The following is a 19,145-nucleotide window of genomic DNA, read 5'->3' on the forward strand; positions in this document are numbered from 1 at the left end:
CGAACCAGTCACCAGTTCGCAATTGTTTATCCATCGAAACATTATATTGATTAATTTTCCTGCAAGGCTTCTTTAATCCAACCATCAAAAGTTGCTTGATTTTTTTCAATCCATTCATTAGCATAACGCTCAATATCTTTCGGGCTATTTCCTTCCTTTTGCATGCGCTGGCTTTGAATACTGATGTCTTCCCGAGAAAGTTGAATTACTTCAAATAACCTTTTTGCCGCAGGATTTGCTTGAATAAATTCTTGATTGCCGATCGTTCTCCATCGATCGGCAATGAAACCGAGATTTTTGCCATCAACTGTTGTCTCTTTTTCGGAAACATCCCCTTGGATTTCCGGTAAATCGGTATAGGGAACTTCTAGCCAAATGGTATCTTCATCAGGTTTTAAAACCGTACCCAGCCAATAAGGTAAAAACGCAAAAAATAAGACCGATTCCTCTTTTTTATAACGATTAATCATGTCGGCAATTAAAGCCACATATTGTCCTTGATCGTGTTCTAGCGTATCTCGTAACTCATAAGCATCTAAGTGGTGTTCGATGACTAAAGCACAAGCCCAACCAGGATTACAACCCGTTATATTGGCTTTTCCATTACCATCGCGATCGAACAATTGGGCAATTTTGGGGTCTTTTAATTGTTCTAAATTGGTGATGTTATATTTATCGGCAGTTTTTTTATCAATTTGATACCCAAAAATCTGTTGGGGCATACTGACTCCCAATTTGACAAATTGTTCGTCTCCACCACTTCCTTCATAAAAATCATTATGCAATCGCTCTGTAAAAGTTGGCGTGTAGTCTGCATCTCCATTTGCCATCGCAATATACATGAGAGCAGTTTCAACTTCTAAAGTCGGTTCGACTTTATACCCCAATTTTTCTAAGGCTTTGTTGACGATCTGAGTCAGAAAAAGACCTTCTGGTAAATTGTAAGTGACAGGTTTAATTTTTACGCCAGCCCCGGGTAAATCTTCCGAAGATTGGGTTATCTCTGCTTCAGAAGAATTGTTTCCGATAGAGTTGGATTGCTGACAGGCCAAACTTCCAACAAATAAGAGCGAAAAAATAATTCCTAAAATAGAGAATTTAAATTTTGATTTAAATTTTGTCATATTGCTTGTGGTTTGCGACTTTTTGATGGGCGACATATTACCTTGTTTTCCCTTCTATTGACAATAGGAAACTCATAAAGCCGCGTTGTTGCCAAGGAATTTTCTGAGGCTGACCGAGAGCTTGGGTAAACCGATCGAGGAGAATAGCGATCGCTACAATCCCGATTCCTCCCACAATAGCCGATTCAATATTCAATTGTCCGATTCCTCTCAATACCATCATACCTAAGCCTCTCACAGCAATCATAGAAGCAACGACAACCATAGAGAGCGCTCGCATAATTGTTTGGTTCGCTCCCACTAAAATTGTCGGCATGGCTAGAGGAATTTGTATTCTCCAAAGGACTTGAGTAGCAGTTGCACCCAAGGCAAAAGCACCGGCAACAACTTCAGGAGAAACTTGGCGAATCCCGACATTCGTTAAACGAATTAAGGGTGGAAGCGCTGCAATGATAGTCACGATAGTCCCCGGAACCATCCCCACTCCAAATAACATAACGACGGGAACGAGATACACAAAAGGAGGCAGAGTTTGCATGGTATCGAGAATGGGTAGCAATATGCTCTCGATGAGATCGTTTCTTGATGCGAGAATCCCCAAGGGAATGCCGAGGACAAAGCAAAAAAGCATTGCTGCGATCGTGAGAGAAAGAGTAGTCATTGCGTCTGGCCACGCTCCGATAAATCCCACAAAACTCAGTGCCAATATACTATAAGCGGCCATTTTCCAGCCAATAAATTGCCATGCCAACAACCCCAAAACGATCAGGAAGATCAGAGGAGGAATTTCTTGCAAGAAGAATTCAAGACTATTGACAACAAAGCCAACTGGAGTCCCGATTGTTGCTTGCAGAAACGGATGGAAGCGATCGACCAGAACATTAATAATAGGTTTGAGCCATTCTTCTAGAGGAATTGTATACAGTTCAAAGGGGTTTAAAATCATCAGTTATTTTGAGTCAGTAAATGAGAAAACTTGATATCTTGGTTTTGTATGTTAAAATCAACCGCACGGAATACGTGCTGAAAACCAGTCAATTTTGACAAAATATTTGCATTCCATACATTAAATTACGCTCGCAATGCTATCAATCCAAGCTCAACTATACTCTCTATCTCGACAAGTTACAAAAACTTTTCTCGTTTGACCTGCTCCCTATATACCCATTACATTTTTTAAACTAATGTCAATCAATACAATTGAAGATAACTCCACACAAAGTCTGCGCTCTCGTTTTTTGCGACTCACGATTATTAATGTTTTTTCTAATATCATGGTCCCTCTTGTGGGGTTTATCGATACTGTATTTTTAGGGCATCTACCGGACATTCGCTATTTAGCGGGTGTTGGTCTGTCAACCATGATTTTTTTGTTAGTCTATCGTAATTGTGTATTTCTGCGGATGGGAACAACCGGACCAACCGCTCGAGCGGAAGGAAGTGCTAATTTTGAAGAAGTTCTTTTAATCTTGTTACGTAGTGGATTTATTGCCCTAATTTTAGGATTGCTAATCCTACTCCTACAGAATCCATTACGAACAGTTGCTTTTTCCTTACTCGCTGGCGATCCGGAAGTCAAAGCGGCTGGAATTGATTATTTCAATACTAGAATATGGGGTGCGCCTGCTGTTTTGATTAATTTTGCTCTCATCGGCTGGTTTCTGGGACGAGAACAAAGTGGGAAAGTATTAGTTTTATCAATCGTAGGGAGTGGGGCAAATATTATCTTGGATTATTTAACAATTGTGCATTGGAACTTGGCAAGTGCTGGCGCTGGAATGGCAACAACAATCAGTGAATATTTGATGTTAGCGATCGGATTGATTTTTGTTGTTTTGGAAAAAAACTTGTTGTCTAAACTTTTTACGGCTGCCAAGTTGGGACGCATCTTTGAAGTTAAAGCCATGATGTTTGTTTTCAAGTTTAATATTGATATTTGGTTGAGAACAGTCATTGCAACGTTAATTATTGCCCTGTTTATCGATCTGAGTTCTTCCTTTGGCTCAACGATTCTGGCTATTAATACTTTAATTCTTCAGGTTTTACTCATTACTTATTATTTTTGTGAAGGTTCTGCCTTTGCAACCGAAACTTTGGTCGGGTATTTTTGCGGACAAGGGCTTAAAAATCGTTTTCTTCCGATTCTCAGGCTATCTGTAGAAAGTAGTTTGGCAATTGGACTCGCGATCGCTTTCCTGTTTATTGTCTTTCCCGACGCTTTATTTGGTCTGATGACGAATCATTTTGAGATTTTGAGCGAACTAAAAAATTACCGTTTCTGGTTGATCCCCGTGTTGGTATTTTGTGCTTTAGCAACAATGTTAGATGGGTATTTCTTGGGATTGACAGAAGGTGCAGTGATTCGCAATGCTGCCATTGGAGGAGGGATATTGAGTCTGGCGATCGCTTTAATGGTTTGGCAACTTCACAATCCTCTCATTCTCTGGTTAGTAATGTGTGGGGTTTTAGGCGGTAGAATGATAATAATGGCTTCTCGTGTCCCTGCAACAATTAGCTCTCCCAATAATGAAACCGTTCTCAATTAAATAGATATCATTGTTTTGTCTCTGTTATACTAAAAACTATCGTATTGAAGCCATTGTCCCTATTACTCAAATCATGTTTGGAAATTTTCAGCAAAGTTGTTTGCGAATTGAGCTAGAAGCATCGGCAAAAACGATTGGGGAAAGTTTGTTACGTCCGGAGAATTTTCGCCAGTGGTTGTTTCCTCAGCAATTTGAAGAGAAATTGCCGGAGGAACTCACTTCGGGAATGACGTTTACAGCAAAAACAGGATTAATTGCGATCGAACATCAGGTTGATGTCGTGACTTCAGAATGCGTCCGTTTATTATTAAGCCAAGGCATTGATGGCTATCACGAATGGTATTGGGGAGAAGGCTGGGTTCAGTCGAAATTAGAAGGTATTTCTTTGTTGCCTTTGAGTTTGGGAAATACTTATGCTTTATCGCAATTGCGGTATTTTGTAGAGGGTAAAACCGATGAAAGTAAAACTGATGAAAGTGAAGAGAAGAAAGCAGAAAAAAATAGAGAAAAAGATAATTAATTTTTAAAGAAACGAGATGCGATCGCGCCTGAAATCATGGCTAGGATCGTGGCTAAAATAAAGGCAAAGAGACAAACCAATAGGGTCATACGAGTATTAGCTGCAATTTGAGCGCTAAAATCGCTTTCGGGAAGAATAACCCCCAGCAGCCAATCAATGCCGCGATCGTTTTCAAAGGCTTTAATTTGCACAAAATAACGATTTCCTTCAGCATCGACGATCGTGCCGCGATCGCGTTCTAATGTTGCTAGATTCTCAGCTTTTTGCCAATAGTTTACTGCCGCTTGGATCATAGGTTCTCCACTGGCACTCGCAGACAATCTCTCCCAACCTTCCGGAGTTTCTTTTAAAGGAGGTTTACCGATCGAGCTGGCCACAATCTCACCGGATCGCTCGATAATAAAAGCCTCTCCTGCTGTTCCAATCTCCAAACCCTGTAAAAACTCGCCGAGTTGCGATAAAGTGAGATCGATCGCCATGACTCCTTGTAATTCTCCTGTCGTGCCATAAATGGGAATCGCCGGGGAAATCCCTAAAATAGGAGGTTGTGCAAAGATATAAATCGGCGACCAGATTAACTCTCCCGAGGCTTTAGCATCGAGATACCAAGGACGATTTCGAGGATCGTATTCTTTTGTTTGCAGCCGTTCCTGACGCTCTCCTTTGACATCAAGGCGATAAATCTCCCAAAAAGGAGCAGTTTTTTGAGTGCGAACGGTAATAGTCGCCGGATCCCCTTGTTCGATTTGCAGAAAATCGCCAGTTTCACTCCCATAGTACAAAGTCGTAACCGTCTCATTTAACTTGGTTTGCTCCCAAAAATAACGCTGTAAGGGCTGAAAATCATCTAAGGCTAATTGCTCCTGTCGGACAGAAATGGCATTAATTTTTAAGAATAATTCAGAAGTAGTCAAATAGTTTTGTACGTGGGTTTCAATCCGTGCATTAATTTGTTGGCCGAGCCGATCGGCGAAGTCCGTAACGGCATTTCGTCCCTTTTGCCAAGACCAATATCCCATCACCCCAATGACAACCAAAATTGGCAATATTGTCATGGGCAATACTGTCGGAATTGCGATCGCTAACCGTAACGGAGATTTTTGGGGTTCGGGAGAATCCATCGTTTTGATGTGAAAATCTTAAGGCATTTAGAGAATTAATTTTAACATGAATTTATCCTCTGATAAAAATAGATATTAGTAGACAAGATCGTGCTTTTTCCACTATTCTAGAAATAATTGTAATGGTCATCAATTATGTCAGATTACGAATTAGTCTTGCGTCGCGCCAAAGTTTCAGAAAATCTACAACAAGAAGTTGATATTGGTATTGAAGCAGGATATATCCGTGCAATTGCCCCCAATTTGGCGCGATCGGGGACGCAAGAAATTGATATCGCGGGCAAGTTTGTTTCTCCTCCTTTTGTCGAGTCTCACATTCATCTCGACTCCGCATTAACAGCCGGAGAACCGCGCTGGAATGAAAGCGGCACATTATTTGAAGGCATTCAAATATGGGGAGAACGCAAAAAATCTTTAACCCGAGAAGATGCTAAAAAAAGAGCGATCGAAACTTTAAAGCTACAAGCATCTCAAGGAACTCTATTTGTGAGAACCCATGCTGATGTCAGCGAACAGAATTTAATTGCTTTAAAGGCGCTTTTAGAAGTCAGAGAAATAGTTAAAGATTGGATAACCGTGCAAGTTGTCGCCTTTCCTCAAGATGGTATTTACAGCCATGCGAATAATGAAGATTTAATCGAAGAAGCGCTCAAATTGGGTGCCGATGTTGTGGGGGGAATTCCTCACTACGAATTAACTCGAGAAGATGGCATAAAATCCGTACATCGTATTTTTGAACTGGCAGAAAAATATACTCGTCTCATTGATATTCACTGCGATGAAATTGATGACGAACAAGCTCGCTTTTTAGAAACCATTGCCGCTTGTGCCATTCGCACGGGCATGAAAGAGAGAGTCACCGCCAGTCATACCACGGCCTTTGGTTCTTATAATAATGCTTATGCTTATAAACTCATGGGCTTTTTACAACGCGCTCAAATCAATTTTATCGCTAACCCTCTCATTAATATTACTTTACAAGGTAGAACCGATACTTATCCCAAACGGCGTGGGGTCACGCGAGTGAAAGAGCTTTGGCAAAACGGATTAAATGTTAGTTTGGGCAACGATTGCGTTTGCGATCCGTGGTATAATTTTGGCATTGGTAATATGTTAGATGCGGCCTATATGGCAATTCATATCTGTCAAATGATGGGCAGAGATGAGATGGATGCTTGTTACGAAATGATTACGAATTATGGTGCCAAAACTTTAAATATCGAGTCGGAATATGGCATTGCAGAAGGCAAACCCGCTAATTTAATTGTTTTAGATGCGAAGGATCCTTACGATACCTTGCGCCGTCGCGCTACAGCACGCCATGTTATCAGTCGCGGGCGTATTTTGGCGAGTAACTCTGTCTCTGAATTGCAATGGTTGGGATAGTTAAGCGTTAATAGCGTTAACAATGAGAGAATCGGGCATTGCGATCGCGAATTTGCATAATTGTTGATTGAACTCAATTTGGTAGATATGCGATCGCGATCGACCAGTCCATAGGATATATTTTTTTCATCCGATCGCCTTTTGAAATTCAGCGATCGCAAACTTCAAGGCGCGATCGCCAAAAACTCGACTTTCGTAGAATTGTCATCCCGTAGCAACCTTCGCTACAGTAACGATTAAACTCGGAATGGTGTGGGCATCATGGCAGAAGCAGAGCAAGGTACAAATAAAGACTTTCTGGGAGCGAGTCTCTCCTTTCCCTTACGGCGTAACGTTCAAGGGAGCTTGCAACTCAGTGCCAGCGATCGCAACGTTGAGGAATCCATTCATATTATCCTCAGCACCAAACACGGCGAGCGCGTCTATCGTCCTAAATTCGGCTGTCGGCTGTCAGAATTAGTCTTTGCGCCGATGAATACGAAAACCTTGCTTTTAACCCGTCTCTATGTTGAAGAAGCCTTAACCCTCTGGGAACCCCGCATCGAAATCGATAATATTTATACCGAACCCGACCCCGTGCAAGGTCGCATTGATATCACTATTCAATACCATTTAAAAGAAGGTCACTCTCGAGGCAGTATTGTTTATCCGTTCTATCTTTTGCCCGAATAGCAAGCAGTTATTCAGTCACCAGTCACCAGTCACCAGTTAACTAGCGAATAACCTAATCATAAAAATGGACTTAAACTTTTTACCTAAACTCCCCAAAGCCAACCTCGACGATCGCGCCTACGAAGATCTCATCCAAGAGTGCTTGCTGCGAATTCCCCGCTACTGTCCCGAATGGACAAACTATAACGCCAGCGATCCCGGGATTACCCTCGTGGAACTCTTTGCATGGCTCACCGACCAAATGCTCTATCGGTTCAATCAAGTCCCGAGACGCAACTATATCACCTTTCTAGAAATGCTGGGGATTCGCCTCAATCCCCCCAAACCCGCCCAAACGAGCGTTACCATGTATCTCAGCGCTTCTCTGCCCGAAACTTATACCATTGCTGCGGGAGTTGAAGTCGCCACCGAACGAACCGATACCGAAGAAGCCATCGTTTTCACCACCAATCGCCCTCTCGCCATTGGCCTGCCCAGTATCCGTCATTTTCTTTCTTCCTCAACCCTCGAAGAACGCCCTCGCATTTTACGCGATCGCTTTAGCGGTACTTGGTCATTGCGCCCCGATGGAGAATGGGAAGGACTCGAACTCTCTTTCTTTGACGAACGCCCCCAAGAGGGCAACTGTTTTTACCTCGTCTTCGATCCCGATCCCCCCATCTCCGGCAATGTCATCGCCGTGACCTTTAAAGGAGAAGCAGCAACCTCCACCGGGATCGATCCCGAACGCCCTCCTCGTCGTTGGGAAGCCTGGAACGGACAAACTTGGCATCCCGTACTCTTACAAGAAAGCGACGATCGCACTCAAGGCTTTAGCTTTAGCGAAATGACCCGCAACGGCGGCAACCCCCTGCGCGGTGCCGATGTCATCCTCCACTGTCCGCAAAATTGGGTCGTAGAAACCTTTAGTACTTATCGCGGTCGCTGGTTGCGCTGTATTTGCGAACAACCCGCAGACGAGCGCCCCGAATACTTGCAATCTCCGCGCATCGTTGGGTTGAGCGTGCGTTCCCTCGGCGGTACCGTAGATGCCACCCAGTCCACTCGCATTAATAACGAAATCCTCGGGGACAGCGACGGCACCCCGGGACAAATTTTCCAACTGCAAAGCACCCCCATTCTGCCCCGTCAAGAGGAAGAATACTTACTCATTACCCCCGTGGGAGGCATCCCCCAACGATGGCAAGAAGTGGCCGATTTTTCCGAATCCGGTGCGGGGGATTCTCACTATACTCTCGATTCCCTCACCGGAGAAATTCAATTCGGCCCCCTCATTCGCGAACCCAATCAACTGCGCGATCGCACCCGAGCATTAACTGATTGGCGCACGGAACGCGGGCGACCTGAAGGAGAAGAAGAAGAACCAGAAGGACGGGAAACACAATACGGTGCCATTCCCTCCCGAGGCGCTTCGATTATGATGGTCTCCTACCGCACGGGAGGGGGTTTGCGGGGGAATGTCCAAGCCGGTACCATTCGCATTTTAAAATCCGCCGTTCCCTATGTAGCGCGACTGACCAACTATAGCCCCGCCCGAGATGGAGCCGACGCGGAATCCCTCGACTCTGCCGTCATGCGGGTGCCAAAAATGTTGCGAACTCGCGATCGCGCCGTCACGGCCGAAGACTTTGAAACCCTCGCCATTCAAGCGGGACGAGGTGCCGTCGCCCGAGCGCGCTGTTTGCCAGGCACCGAGAAAGAATCGGCGGGTATTGTCGAATTGGTTTTAGTCCCGCAACTGGGTTCCCAAGCGATCGAGCGCGGCCAGGGCATTTCTCCCCAAGCCTTATCTCTTTCCCCCACCCTCATGCAGCAAGTCATGGACTATCTCGACGAACGGCGGCTGCTAGGGGTCGAAATCCAATGTCGCGAACCGGAATACGTGGGAGTATCCGTGCAAACAGAAATCGCCCTCGAACCGGAATATAACAATCCCGGGGCACAGCAGGATATTCTTCACAAACTACAAGTTTCCCTCTATCGCTTTCTCAACCCTCTCACGGGCGGACCCGAAGGGAATGGCTGGCCCTTTGGTCGTCCCGTCTATTCCTCCGATATTGTCACCCTCTTTCAAGCCATTCGCGGCGTGCGCTATTTAGGCACGATTCAACTGTTTGAATTTCGCTACCAAGACAACCAATGGCGGCGATTTTTACCGCGAGAACCTGCGATCGCTCCGGGCCCCCTCGGACTGATCTGTTCTTGGCACGACAATCAAATTCGTTCCAGCCACGTCATTAACCTACTGCAATAAGCATTGATAATTGATAATTGATAATTGGTAATTGAAATGACTCAAGCCAGCGAAACCCAACCCCTGCGATTGCAACTGACTCCCTTGCAACTTCCAGAAAGTGCCTGTCAGCCGATCGATACGCCTTGGAACGATTCGGGGCGGGGCAGTGTGTTTGGCGCAACCATGACAACCGCCGGCAGCAGAATTTGTCAATTGGTCCTTTATCCGGGAGAACCCTGCGAACTCCTCATCCAGTTAGAAAATATCAGCCGCCATTCTTTGGCATTAAATTTGGAAATTGAAGGGAATTTTCCTAGCAATTGGTATCGCGTTGGTGGCGAAGGAAACGAATTGCCCCCGGGGGCAAAGATGGAAATCGTACTTTATTTCCAACTCGATCGCCAGTTTTTTGAAGACATTGCCCCCAAAAAAATTCGTCAGCCTCTCACCTTGGATTATCGCGGTCAAATTCAGATCGCCTACAATCAAATTGTCCCCGAGTCCGAGGATTCCGCTCAACAACTTTCCTCGACAGCGATCGAGACCAACACTGGTGAAAATACAAGGCTCGGCAAAATTTATCAACAATTTGCCCCCTTTCAACTCTACGTCCGTCCCCGCAGTCTCTACTTAAAATTTCTGCCGGATCTTTACCGAGACGTTGATTTTGTCGGTCGCTTGCTGAAAATTTTTGAAGAAGCCTTCGAGCCGGATTTTCATATCGCCTCTACCCTTTGGGCTTACTTGAATCCTCGCACGGCTCCCGAAACCATGCTCCCCTTTCTCTCTCATTGGGTGGGATGGCAAATGAGTCCTGCTTTGAGCCTAAAAAAACAACGGGCTTTAATTGCTGAAGCGATCGATATTTACCGTTGGCGAGGAACTCGGCGGGGGTTGCGCCATTATTTGCATCTTTTTACCGATTTGCCTCTCGACGACCATCTTGAGGAAGAAGACAAACATATTAGCATTCAAGAACTCGGGGGACGGGGGTTTGTCGTTGGCGAAGCCGATATGGGACAAAATACCATTATGGGAGGCGGTCAGCCCTTTCATTTTATCGTTCGCCTGCGCTACCAACGCGATCGCCCCCTGGATGAAAACTTGATTCGCAAGATAATCGAACAAGAAAAACCTGCTTTTTGCACTTACGAATTATTTTTAGAAGAAGAAGAAGAAAAAGTGATGACGACCTTAACCCAAAGCGAGTAGCTGCTTTCAACCCCAAAAATCAATTGTCAATCATCAAAGTTTATGGTTTGGCCTTGTTGAGCGATCGCTATCCTAAAGTACAATAAGTGAACCGAGAGTTCTTTGCTTAACTCGATAGTTTTTTAGCTTAACAGTACTCGATCAAAAATGTGTCAATCTTGCCTTAATCTTTACATCCCTTAATTGAGTCTCGATCGCGGAAAAGACAAGGTAGAATCAGAGAAATATATTGGACTGAAAATTTAGTTATTTTGCACTAAACTCTCAGGCTAGGTCATGCAAGGGTTAAACCAAGCTCATTTTCCTCGGAAAATATGAGCCGAAAATCCCTTGTTTTTCCAGTTATTTGTTGCTCCCAATCCCAAAACGAGAAAACGCGCTGAAGGAATCTTGACAGGATGATTTCAATGGTAAGATTTTGTTGCTCCCATCATCCTTCAGTTGCGCGGCAAAATTAATTTTTTTCTCGTTGACTGTTGACTGTTCGTTAACTGTTAATTGTTAACTGTTGACCGTTTACTTGAATTACCGATGACACAGTATTGGTCTCCCCCGTCTCGCCAACCGTTAAAACGGCTGCAAGTATCCGATGGTTTATTAATGAATGCCAAGCGATGGCGCTTGGCGCATCAATATCACCGCTTGCGCCAGAATATACACTATCAATCTCTCAATCAACTGGGCATTGTTGAAGGCTTGGGAGTCAGCCCCATCGAAGCCCCCGAAGATGTGCGGGCGCAATATCGCGATCGCCGTTGGTTGCAAATCCAACCCGGGGTCGCCATCGATATTTTTGGCAATCCGATTATTGTTTGCCATCCCATTGAGTTTCGCTTGGCCTCGGAAAATCGCTCCGGGCGATCGCTAACAGTTTATTTAGTCATTCGCTACGTCGATCCCGATAACCTCAACCGCAAACAGTCAGGAGAGTTGGTAGAAGAAACCTTTCGCATTGATGAGAAGACCGAGCCTCCTTCAGAAGCCGATGTAGAATTGTGTCGCTTGGTTTTACCCGGGAATACGGGCAGCAATGGGGTTATTTTACCCGTCGAATTAACGCCAGCAGTCAATGTCTTTCAACCTCAACATTGCCAGCCCAATTTTTTACACCGCCAGACCGCGCGATCGCGTCCCCAAATCCCTCTAGAAATTGCAGGGATCGAACACGCTAACACCGCCCCAGAAGCGGAAGAAAAACTCGCTCAATTGAGCGCCCTCTTAGAAGCTGCAGCCGGACTCAGCCCGGGACTAGAAGGGGCAAATAGCTTGGAATGGAAGCGTTTGAACCCATCGCAAACAGCCAGTTCTTCGACAGCAGACCCCTCGGGGGAGACAACCCCCGAGCTAGAACGATATCATCTGCTTTATTTTCCCCTGCGAAGCGATCCCAGCCTCGCCGAAACCGAAGAATTTGCCTTACGGGATTACCTGCGCTCTGGAGGAACAATTTTCGCCGATGTGGTGGGAGAACCCACCGATCTGATCGAAGTGTTGAAAATTCAGCGAGAACTGTATGGCGCGATCGCGGAAACCGAGCGAGATCAAGACTTGGCCGGGTCTCAAGCAGAACTGATCGCCGAACTCAATGCCTTGCAACAAGACCTATCTGCAAAAGTTTCCCGAGTGTTCCCCACTTTAGAACTCTTGGCACAATATTCCCAAGGTCACTTGCAATCCTTAATCGGCTTGGATCATCCCCTACAAACCCAACCCTTTTCTTTTTCTGCCCTACCGATTATTCAAGGAAAGTTAACGTATCTTGCCGTCGGAGGCGGAGTCATCCTCTCCATTGGCAATCTCTCCTCGGCATGGAAACCAACCCCCAACACCGTCTTATTTCGAGAAACCCTACGCTCGGCGCAAGAATTGGGTATTAATATACTCTATTATGCTTGGCGTAGAAAACAACTCATCCAATGGCAAACCTCTCCCTTCCCCACCGAAACAGGAGTGGATAATTTAGAAACCATGCCCAAACCCATTGCCCATCCCTTCGATCTCAGCAAAAAATCTTAAGCGTTCACTGTCATTTAGCATGCAAGGTTGATAGGTTTATGCGATCGCTCTCTATCAAAACCACAATTCCGTTACTTATCGTCACCCCGATTTTGGCCTCTGTGGCCATAACAGGATGGGTTTCCTATCAAAATGGTCGCAAAGCCGTCGAACAACTGGCAATGGAAGTGAACTCCGAAGCGACTCAAACCATCGAAGAACACGCAACCAAATTCTTGCAAAAACCGCAAATTCAACTGCAAGTCAATGTCGCCAATTTACAAAATCATGTTGAAACCTTAGAAAACTTCGGGAAATTACAAGATATTTTTTGGGATATTACCCATCAAGTCGATACCGTTCGCAATTTTTATTACGGTACGACAGAAGGCTATTTTCTCAGTGTCACCGCCCCTCCCGAGGGAGACTTCACCCTGAGAATTCGCGATGAGTCTAACGCCCCCGATCGCGAAATTTACGAACTGGATACCACGGGACAGATCGGCAAACTCCTGCAAACCACTGATTACGATCCTCGATCGCGCCCTTGGTATCAGATTGCCATCGCCAAGCAAAATCGGGAGACGGTTTGGAGTCCGGTGTATACCTTTGCCAATCCCCCTAATTTAGGCATTACGGCGGCCAAACCTCTTTATAACAAGAACAATGAACTGCTCGGAGTGTTTGCCATTGACTTGTATTTATCAGAGATTGGAGCGTTTCTCCGGAAATTAAAACTCAGTCCGAGGGGGGTGTCCTTCATTATGGAGCGAGATGGTGCCCTCGTTGCCTCCTCCACCGACCAGCCCACGCAAACAGAAATCGCAGAAAAAGTCGAGCGCGTTAATATTTTTGAGAGTGAGGATGTCCGACTCAAAGAACTCGCGATCGCCATTCTCGAAAAATTTGATAACGATTTAGGCAAAATTGCCACTGAAGAACAATTTGCGGCCACCATTCACGGCAAGATCTATTATATCGGCGTAACTCCCCTCGAGGACAAGCGCGGCATTGACTGGCTGTTAGTGGTTTCCATTCCCGAACTCGACTTTCAAGACCTGATTAACGCCACCACCCATTCCACCGTTTGTATTGGTATCGCGATCGCCATTCTGGGAAGCATTGGAGGACTCCTCGCGGCTCGTTGGATTGTCAAACCCATTAACTCGTTAAATGCCGCCGCCCGAGCCATTGAAGCCGATCGCTTTGAGCCGATGACCTTAAACCGCATTGTTTCCCGTTCCGATGAAGTGGGAGAGTTGGCTCGAATTTTTCAGAATATGGGGATTGCGATTAGTGCCAATCAAACTAATTTAAAAGAACAAATGCAAGACCTCAAAGGGAAAGTAGCCGCCGCCAAGCGCCAAACTGCCCGAGGGAAGCGCTACGACACTAGCACGATTCAAGGGTTGCTCGAGCGATCGCGTCAAACTCGCAGTCAATCTACACCCCTAACAGAGGCAAACCCCTTACCCCTCGACACCTTCCTCCCCCGAGTTCCCGCATTTGCCGATTTTTCTGCCGAAGAAATTCAAGCATTAATCTCCTTCGGCCAGCAGCAAAGCTTCTCCGCAGGCCGAGAAATTCTTCAGACCCAGACCTTATACCTCCTACTGTCCGGGCGTGTTGAAATCTGTCTCACCAATGGCGATCGAGAGCGCTCGATCCTCTCATCGGGGGATATTTTCGGCCAAGAATCTTTACTCTTGGATGCACCACCCGTCTCAATCCTGCGAACTCTAGTTCCCAGCCAACTTTTTGCGATCGATCGCCAAGCCTTGAAAAAATTTCTCGAACAATATCCCGGGGCGATCGATAAAATTGTCGTACAACTTACTCGCGATCGCGAGAAACTTCTCTCGCTGCAAGCCCTGCTCGTCTCGGAAAACGCCAGTGAAAATCGAGATCCAGACACCAATCTCAGTGAATGGGTTCGCGATCGCCTCCTGTCACTCTTTGATTTATCAAGGGAGAAGATTTAAATCATGCCATTTTTATCGATTAACAGAACCATCCCGTTGCTCATTGTCAGCCCCATTCTCGCGTCCATTGCCGTGACGGGATATCTCGGTTATTACAACGGACTCAAAGCCGTTGACGATCTCGCTCAAAAAATTAATTTGCAAGGTACGCGAGCGATTGAAGCCTATTTACAAGAATTTTTAAGCGATCCTCACGAACTGTTAGCGTTTAACGAAGTTCATATTCAAAGTACGGATTTAGATCTTAGCGATTTTGACACCCTGAAAACATTATTTCGCCAAACCGTTCCAGACAAGGCTCGCGGTTTTTCCTACGGCAACGAGCAAGGCCACTATATCGGCATGAGTTTAGACGAAACCAACAATAAAGACTTAACTTTCTGGCTGCGGGATGAATCTACGGGTTCCAATGTCCATTTACATAAAACGCAACCCGGACAGCCGGATCGCTTTACCAAAGCAACACCCTTCGATCCTCGAGTGCGCCCGTGGTATCAAAGCGCGAGAGAAGCCGGAAAAGCCGTATGGAGTGAGATTTATCCCTTTGCCGGAACAGGGGTTTTGGGTATGAGTGCTGCCGCTCCAATTTACAACGACGACCAGAGCTTGCAAGGTATATTCATTATTGATGTCATTCTCAGCGATATCAACGAATTCTTAGAAAATCTGTATATTTCTCCACGCGGCGAAGCCTTTATTATCGAAAGTAATGGCCTTGTAGTGGGCAATTCTTTAGGAGAATCGCCCTTTACTGTCACAGGCGATCGCCAAGAGCGATTAAACGTTCGTGACAGTCCTCATCCTTTACTACAAGAAGTCTCCCACGAGCTTTTCAAGAGAGCCGAACATGAAAAATTCTCCCTGAATGAAGAAACTTATCTAACCTTATTCGCCAATAACTCTCGCCAATATGTAGGCGTGATGCCCGTGCGAGATGGACGAGGGATTGATTGGCTTATTATCGTCGCTATTCCCGAAACGGACTTTGCCCCCGTTATTTTGGCAAGCGTGTTTTCGACCTTGATTGTCGGGGGTATCATTGCCATTCTCGCAACAGTTGGGGGTTTATGGGCGGCAAGATGGATTATCAATCCCATTCAGTCTTTAAACTGGGCTGCCAAAGCGATTGAAGAAGATCGCTTCGAGCCGGCAACCCTAACCCAAGTTACCAAGCGGCAAGATGAAGTCGGGGAATTGGCCCGGGTCTTTGAAAGAATGGGAACCGTAATTAGTGCCAGTAAAGCCAGTCTCAAGCAACAAATGTCGGAATTAGAGAGTCAAGTCGCCCGCGCCCAACGCAAGAGTAGCGATCGCCGCCGCTACGATCTGAATAGCATTCGCGATCTCCTCGAGAGATGCCGTCAAATGCGAGATATCTCGAACCTTTCCGAAGAGAGCAATGGTTACAAAAGTTTGTCAGAGCAATTACAACAGGTCAAGTATTTTGCAACCTTTTCCGAGGAAAGATTACAGCAGTTGGTTACCCTCGGGCGGAAGCAAATCTTAGAGTCCAATGAAATTCTCTTTCGCGAAGAAGAACCCGGGGAATCTTTTTATTTAATTCTCCAAGGTTCCGTTAAAGTTTATGTCGAACAACTCGATCGATTTCTCACTAATTTATCGGCGGGCGAATTTTTTGGCGAACTGTCTTTACTCCTCGGCGTTCCTCGCACGGCAAGTGTCAAGACATTAGAAAAAACATCTTTATTCGTATTAGATAGACAAGAATTTCAAACTTTTCTACAAAGTTATCCCAATATCGCTCGAGAAATTGCTCAAAAACTATGCGAACATCAAGAAGAGTTAGAAGAACGCAAACAATTACTCAAAGCAGCCGGAATCTTAGACGATGAAGAAAGTTTTAACCAAAATCCCTTAAACTGGATACGAAAAAGAATTTTACACTCCATCGTTCCCAACTAAATCCCCGATTTTTTCCTCCCGATTTTTGCGTCCCTTTCCTTTAGAAAACATGAAAGAAAAAAGTGTAGAAACTTATATTTTTCCCAAAGAACTGGTGTTTAAACCGGGAGATAAACCCGCCAGCTTTGAAATTACGGCGATCAATCAGAGCGATCGCTTTGCCGGCTTTCAAATTGAAGTGACGGCAGCCGGTGTTGATACCGTTGGCGATCGCCGCAATTGGTACGCTATCAGTCCAGAAGTCAGCACGAAAAAACCCCCCGGGGATTCGACCAAATTTCAAGTGACGGTGATCGATACCCCCATTCCGGGTTTTGTGGGTTTGATGAATTTGACGGTGCGGATTTTTTCTCTCGATCTACCCGACGAAGACCGGGAAATTTTGCGGTTGCAAGTAGAGCAGAGCGATCGCGAAGTTCCCCTCGTTCTAGAAATGCCCGTCCAAGAATTTCTCGCCAAACCCGGGGAACAAATTGACATTCCCGTAGAAATCTTTAACCCCAGCCAACTCCCTGCCAATGCGACCCTGAATTTGCAAGGATTAAACCCCAAATGGTTGGATCTCGGAGTCGAAAAACATTTGACAGTGAGGGCAGGGAAAGAGGCCGAAACTTTCTTTTCTTGTCAGTTGCCCCAAACCAGCGAAGCCATCGCCCGAGTCTATCCCTTTAAAATCCAAGCCAGCCGAGGGAAAGCCCCCCCCAGTTTTATTGAGGCTAAACTCGAAATTTCTCCCCAAGGCACCATCGCCTTTCACGGACAGAAAAAATTCGCTAAAATTCCCCAAAAATGGTCATGGCTTCCCGGTTGGCACGCGCCTCCCGTCACGTTTCAACTTGACTTTGACAACCGCAGCAACCTCAATCAGACCATTTCTCTGCAACTGGACGAGGAGGGAGAAGCATTGCCCCGGACGGCTTCTCTGCAAATCGACCCCGAACAACTGAAACTCTGCCCGGGGGAAAGTAAATCTGTAGAAGTGACGGCGCGATCGCGCCGTCCCCTATTGGGATTTGCCAAACAAATCGCCCTTAATTTTCAAGCCGTCCTTTCCGATCGACGCGTGGGCAATACAACCCCCGGGCGACAATTTTTAAAAGTCCGCGTTGCTCCCATGATTCCTCTCTGGGCGATCGTCTTAGGAATACCCGCATTGCTGTATTTAGCTTGGCGATTTTCTTATTTAAACCCAGAAAATCCTTGGTTCGGTCATAGCGCTGCTGTTAATTCTGTTGCGATTAATGGCGATGGCAGTTCTGCTATTAGCGGCTCGAACGATCGCACCCTGCGGATGTGGAATATTAGCGGCTTTGGCTGGAATCTCATCAACCCAGAGATTGGCATTGTCGGAGAAACCGATAAAGCCGTGCGAGTCGTTCGCTATAAACCCGTTAACAATAATGAAATCGCGGCCGGTTTAGAAAATGGCGACATTCAATTATGGGATGCCCTTTCAAGTATGCACCTCCTCAAGTCGTTTGTTTATCGCAAAGACGATCGAGTGCTTGACCTTACTTTTGCCCGGGACTCTCGGCATCTCTTTAGCGCTCATGGTAGTGGCTTAGTTTTGCAATGGAATATCGAATATAGCCTCGACGACCTGCAAAATGACACGCTTCCCCCCAAGCGTCCCGTGCGGGAACAACAGATGGACTTTGCCGTGTATGCCTTGGGATTGGTCGATCGAGAAGACAATATTCTCGCGATCGCTGGACGTTTTAATCAATTGGTGCTGTGGAATATGAGGACCAATAAAACTCGTGTCCTGCCCTATCGAGACGGAGGTAAAGACGATTATATTTTCAGCCTTGCCACCGCCGAACTGCGTCCCGGTCTCCTTGCCACTGCCGACAATCAAGGTGAGATAACTATTTGGGATTTGAACGCCTGTTTGTACAGTCCTCGCAGTTGTCAAATTATCGATCGCTGGTCTGACGGTCACGGTGAGCGTCCCGTGCGATCGGTTTCCCTGAGTCGAGATGGCTGTTATTTAGCCAGTGGGGGAGATGACGGTCGAGTGGTTCTCTGGCCTCTCTCCCCCGATGGCTCTCGGGCGGGAGTCCAGTACCCCAATGGCATCGAACTTGCTCGCTCCTATCCCGTGAAAGAAGGTTGGTTTTTCAATCGCAAACTGGTTTATCCCAAAGTCAATAGCGTCAATGCCCGACAGAGTAAAGATTGGCTCTACGTCGCCAGTGGTAGCGACGATACCCAAATTCGAGTCAGTCGCACCAAACGCCTGCCCGAGTTAAGTTGCGATGCGATTCCTCGGTAATCAGTCACCAGTTATCAGTTATCAGTTATCAGTCACCAGTTATCAGTCACCAGTTATCAGTCACCAGTCACCAGTCACCAGTCACCAGTCACCAGTTATCAGTCACCAGTTATCAGTCACCAGTCACCAGTCACCAGTCACCAGTCACCAGTC

At 46.0% G+C, this 19,145-nt stretch carries 13 protein-coding genes; 10 read left to right on the top strand and 3 right to left on the bottom strand.

All coding sequences use genetic code 11. The features are described 5' to 3' along the window. Positions 1–50 precede the first annotated feature (50 nt). Both proX and AC6RV6_RS25065 read right to left on the bottom strand, forming a co-directional pair. Entirely contained in the window at positions 51–1,124 is a 1,074-nt protein-coding gene (proX, locus tag AC6RV6_RS25060; RefSeq protein WP_500243615.1) for a glycine betaine/L-proline ABC transporter substrate-binding protein ProX, read from the bottom strand. 37 nt (positions 1,125–1,161) lie between these two features. Then, positions 1,162–2,070 carry an ABC transporter permease gene (locus AC6RV6_RS25065; protein ID WP_500243616.1) on the bottom strand — a complete coding sequence of 303 codons (909 nt, stop codon included), beginning with the start codon at positions 2,068–2,070 and terminating at the stop codon, positions 1,162–1,164. Positions 2,071–2,308: 238 nt separating this feature from the next. Between AC6RV6_RS25065 and AC6RV6_RS25070 the strand changes: the two genes are divergently transcribed. Both AC6RV6_RS25070 and AC6RV6_RS25075 read left to right on the top strand, forming a co-directional pair. Continuing rightward, positions 2,309–3,670: an MATE family efflux transporter gene (locus AC6RV6_RS25070; protein WP_500243617.1), complete on the top strand. Its 1,362-nt coding sequence runs from the start codon at positions 2,309–2,311 to the stop codon at positions 3,668–3,670. A 73-nt stretch (positions 3,671–3,743) separates the two neighbouring features. After that, positions 3,744–4,190, top strand: coding sequence for a hypothetical protein (locus AC6RV6_RS25075; RefSeq protein WP_500243618.1), 447 nt, complete (start codon positions 3,744–3,746; stop codon positions 4,188–4,190). On the opposite strand, the gene AC6RV6_RS25080 is transcribed toward AC6RV6_RS25075, so the two are convergent. Continuing rightward, on the bottom strand, positions 4,187–5,311 hold the full coding sequence (locus tag AC6RV6_RS25080; RefSeq protein ID WP_500243619.1) for a cache domain-containing protein: 1,125 nt from the start codon (positions 5,309–5,311) through the stop codon (positions 4,187–4,189). The two genes, AC6RV6_RS25075 and AC6RV6_RS25080, sit on opposite strands and share 4 nt — an antisense overlap. 135 nt (positions 5,312–5,446) lie before the next feature. Here AC6RV6_RS25080 and codA point away from each other — a divergent pair, with 135 nt between their 5' ends. The 8 genes from codA (at position 5,447) to AC6RV6_RS25120 (ending at position 18,992) form a co-directional block, all read left to right on the top strand. Next, positions 5,447–6,697, top strand: coding sequence for a cytosine deaminase (gene codA, locus AC6RV6_RS25085; protein ID WP_500243620.1), 1,251 nt, complete (start codon positions 5,447–5,449; stop codon positions 6,695–6,697). Between the two features lie 261 nt (positions 6,698–6,958). Continuing rightward, entirely contained in the window at positions 6,959–7,369 is a 411-nt protein-coding gene (locus AC6RV6_RS25090) for a GPW/gp25 family protein (protein WP_500243621.1), read from the top strand. Between the two features lie 64 nt (positions 7,370–7,433). Further along, a complete protein-coding gene (locus tag AC6RV6_RS25095; RefSeq protein WP_500243622.1) occupies positions 7,434–9,623 on the top strand; it encodes a putative baseplate assembly protein in 2,190 nt (729 codons plus the stop codon). Between the two features lie 36 nt (positions 9,624–9,659). Continuing rightward, positions 9,660–10,817: a phage tail protein gene (locus AC6RV6_RS25100; protein ID WP_500243623.1), complete on the top strand. Its 1,158-nt coding sequence runs from the start codon at positions 9,660–9,662 to the stop codon at positions 10,815–10,817. 531 nt (positions 10,818–11,348) lie between these two features. Next, entirely contained in the window at positions 11,349–12,833 is a 1,485-nt protein-coding gene (locus tag AC6RV6_RS25105; protein ID WP_500243624.1) for a DUF4159 domain-containing protein, read from the top strand. 38 nt (positions 12,834–12,871) lie between these two features. Beyond that, complete coding sequence (locus AC6RV6_RS25110; protein ID WP_500243625.1) at positions 12,872–14,794, top strand: cache domain-containing protein; 1,923 nt, start codon at positions 12,872–12,874, stop codon at positions 14,792–14,794. 3 nt (positions 14,795–14,797) lie between these two features. Continuing rightward, positions 14,798–16,717 (top strand): cyclic nucleotide-binding domain-containing protein, encoded by a 1,920-nt coding sequence (locus AC6RV6_RS25115; RefSeq protein WP_500243626.1) that lies wholly within the window; start codon positions 14,798–14,800, stop codon positions 16,715–16,717. 49 nt (positions 16,718–16,766) lie between these two features. Then, positions 16,767–18,992, top strand: coding sequence for a hypothetical protein (locus AC6RV6_RS25120; RefSeq protein WP_500243627.1), 2,226 nt, complete (start codon positions 16,767–16,769; stop codon positions 18,990–18,992). Positions 18,993–19,145 lie beyond the last annotated feature (153 nt).

This window comes from Spirulina sp. LEGE 11439 (assembly GCF_059821285.1).

Excerpts from the sequence above, each read along its gene's own strand:
- AC6RV6_RS25070 (WP_500243617.1), top strand. The coding sequence starts at position 2,309 with ATGTCAATCAATACAATTGAAGATAACTCCACACAAAGTCTGCGCTCT.
- AC6RV6_RS25110 (WP_500243625.1), top strand. The coding sequence starts at position 12,872 with ATGCGATCGCTCTCTATCAAAACCACAATTCCGTTACTTATCGTCACC.
- AC6RV6_RS25080 (WP_500243619.1), bottom strand. The coding sequence starts at position 5,311 with ATGGATTCTCCCGAACCCCAAAAATCTCCGTTACGGTTAGCGATCGCA.
- AC6RV6_RS25090 (WP_500243621.1), top strand. The coding sequence starts at position 6,959 with ATGGCAGAAGCAGAGCAAGGTACAAATAAAGACTTTCTGGGAGCGAGT.
- AC6RV6_RS25075 (WP_500243618.1), top strand. The coding sequence starts at position 3,744 with ATGTTTGGAAATTTTCAGCAAAGTTGTTTGCGAATTGAGCTAGAAGCA.
- AC6RV6_RS25065 (WP_500243616.1), bottom strand. The coding sequence starts at position 2,070 with ATGATTTTAAACCCCTTTGAACTGTATACAATTCCTCTAGAAGAATGG.
- AC6RV6_RS25120 (WP_500243627.1), top strand. The coding sequence starts at position 16,767 with ATGAAAGAAAAAAGTGTAGAAACTTATATTTTTCCCAAAGAACTGGTG.
- AC6RV6_RS25095 (WP_500243622.1), top strand. The coding sequence starts at position 7,434 with ATGGACTTAAACTTTTTACCTAAACTCCCCAAAGCCAACCTCGACGAT.
- proX (WP_500243615.1), bottom strand. The coding sequence starts at position 1,124 with ATGACAAAATTTAAATCAAAATTTAAATTCTCTATTTTAGGAATTATT.
- AC6RV6_RS25115 (WP_500243626.1), top strand. The coding sequence starts at position 14,798 with ATGCCATTTTTATCGATTAACAGAACCATCCCGTTGCTCATTGTCAGC.
- codA (WP_500243620.1), top strand. The coding sequence starts at position 5,447 with ATGTCAGATTACGAATTAGTCTTGCGTCGCGCCAAAGTTTCAGAAAAT.
- AC6RV6_RS25100 (WP_500243623.1), top strand. The coding sequence starts at position 9,660 with ATGACTCAAGCCAGCGAAACCCAACCCCTGCGATTGCAACTGACTCCC.
- AC6RV6_RS25105 (WP_500243624.1), top strand. The coding sequence starts at position 11,349 with ATGACACAGTATTGGTCTCCCCCGTCTCGCCAACCGTTAAAACGGCTG.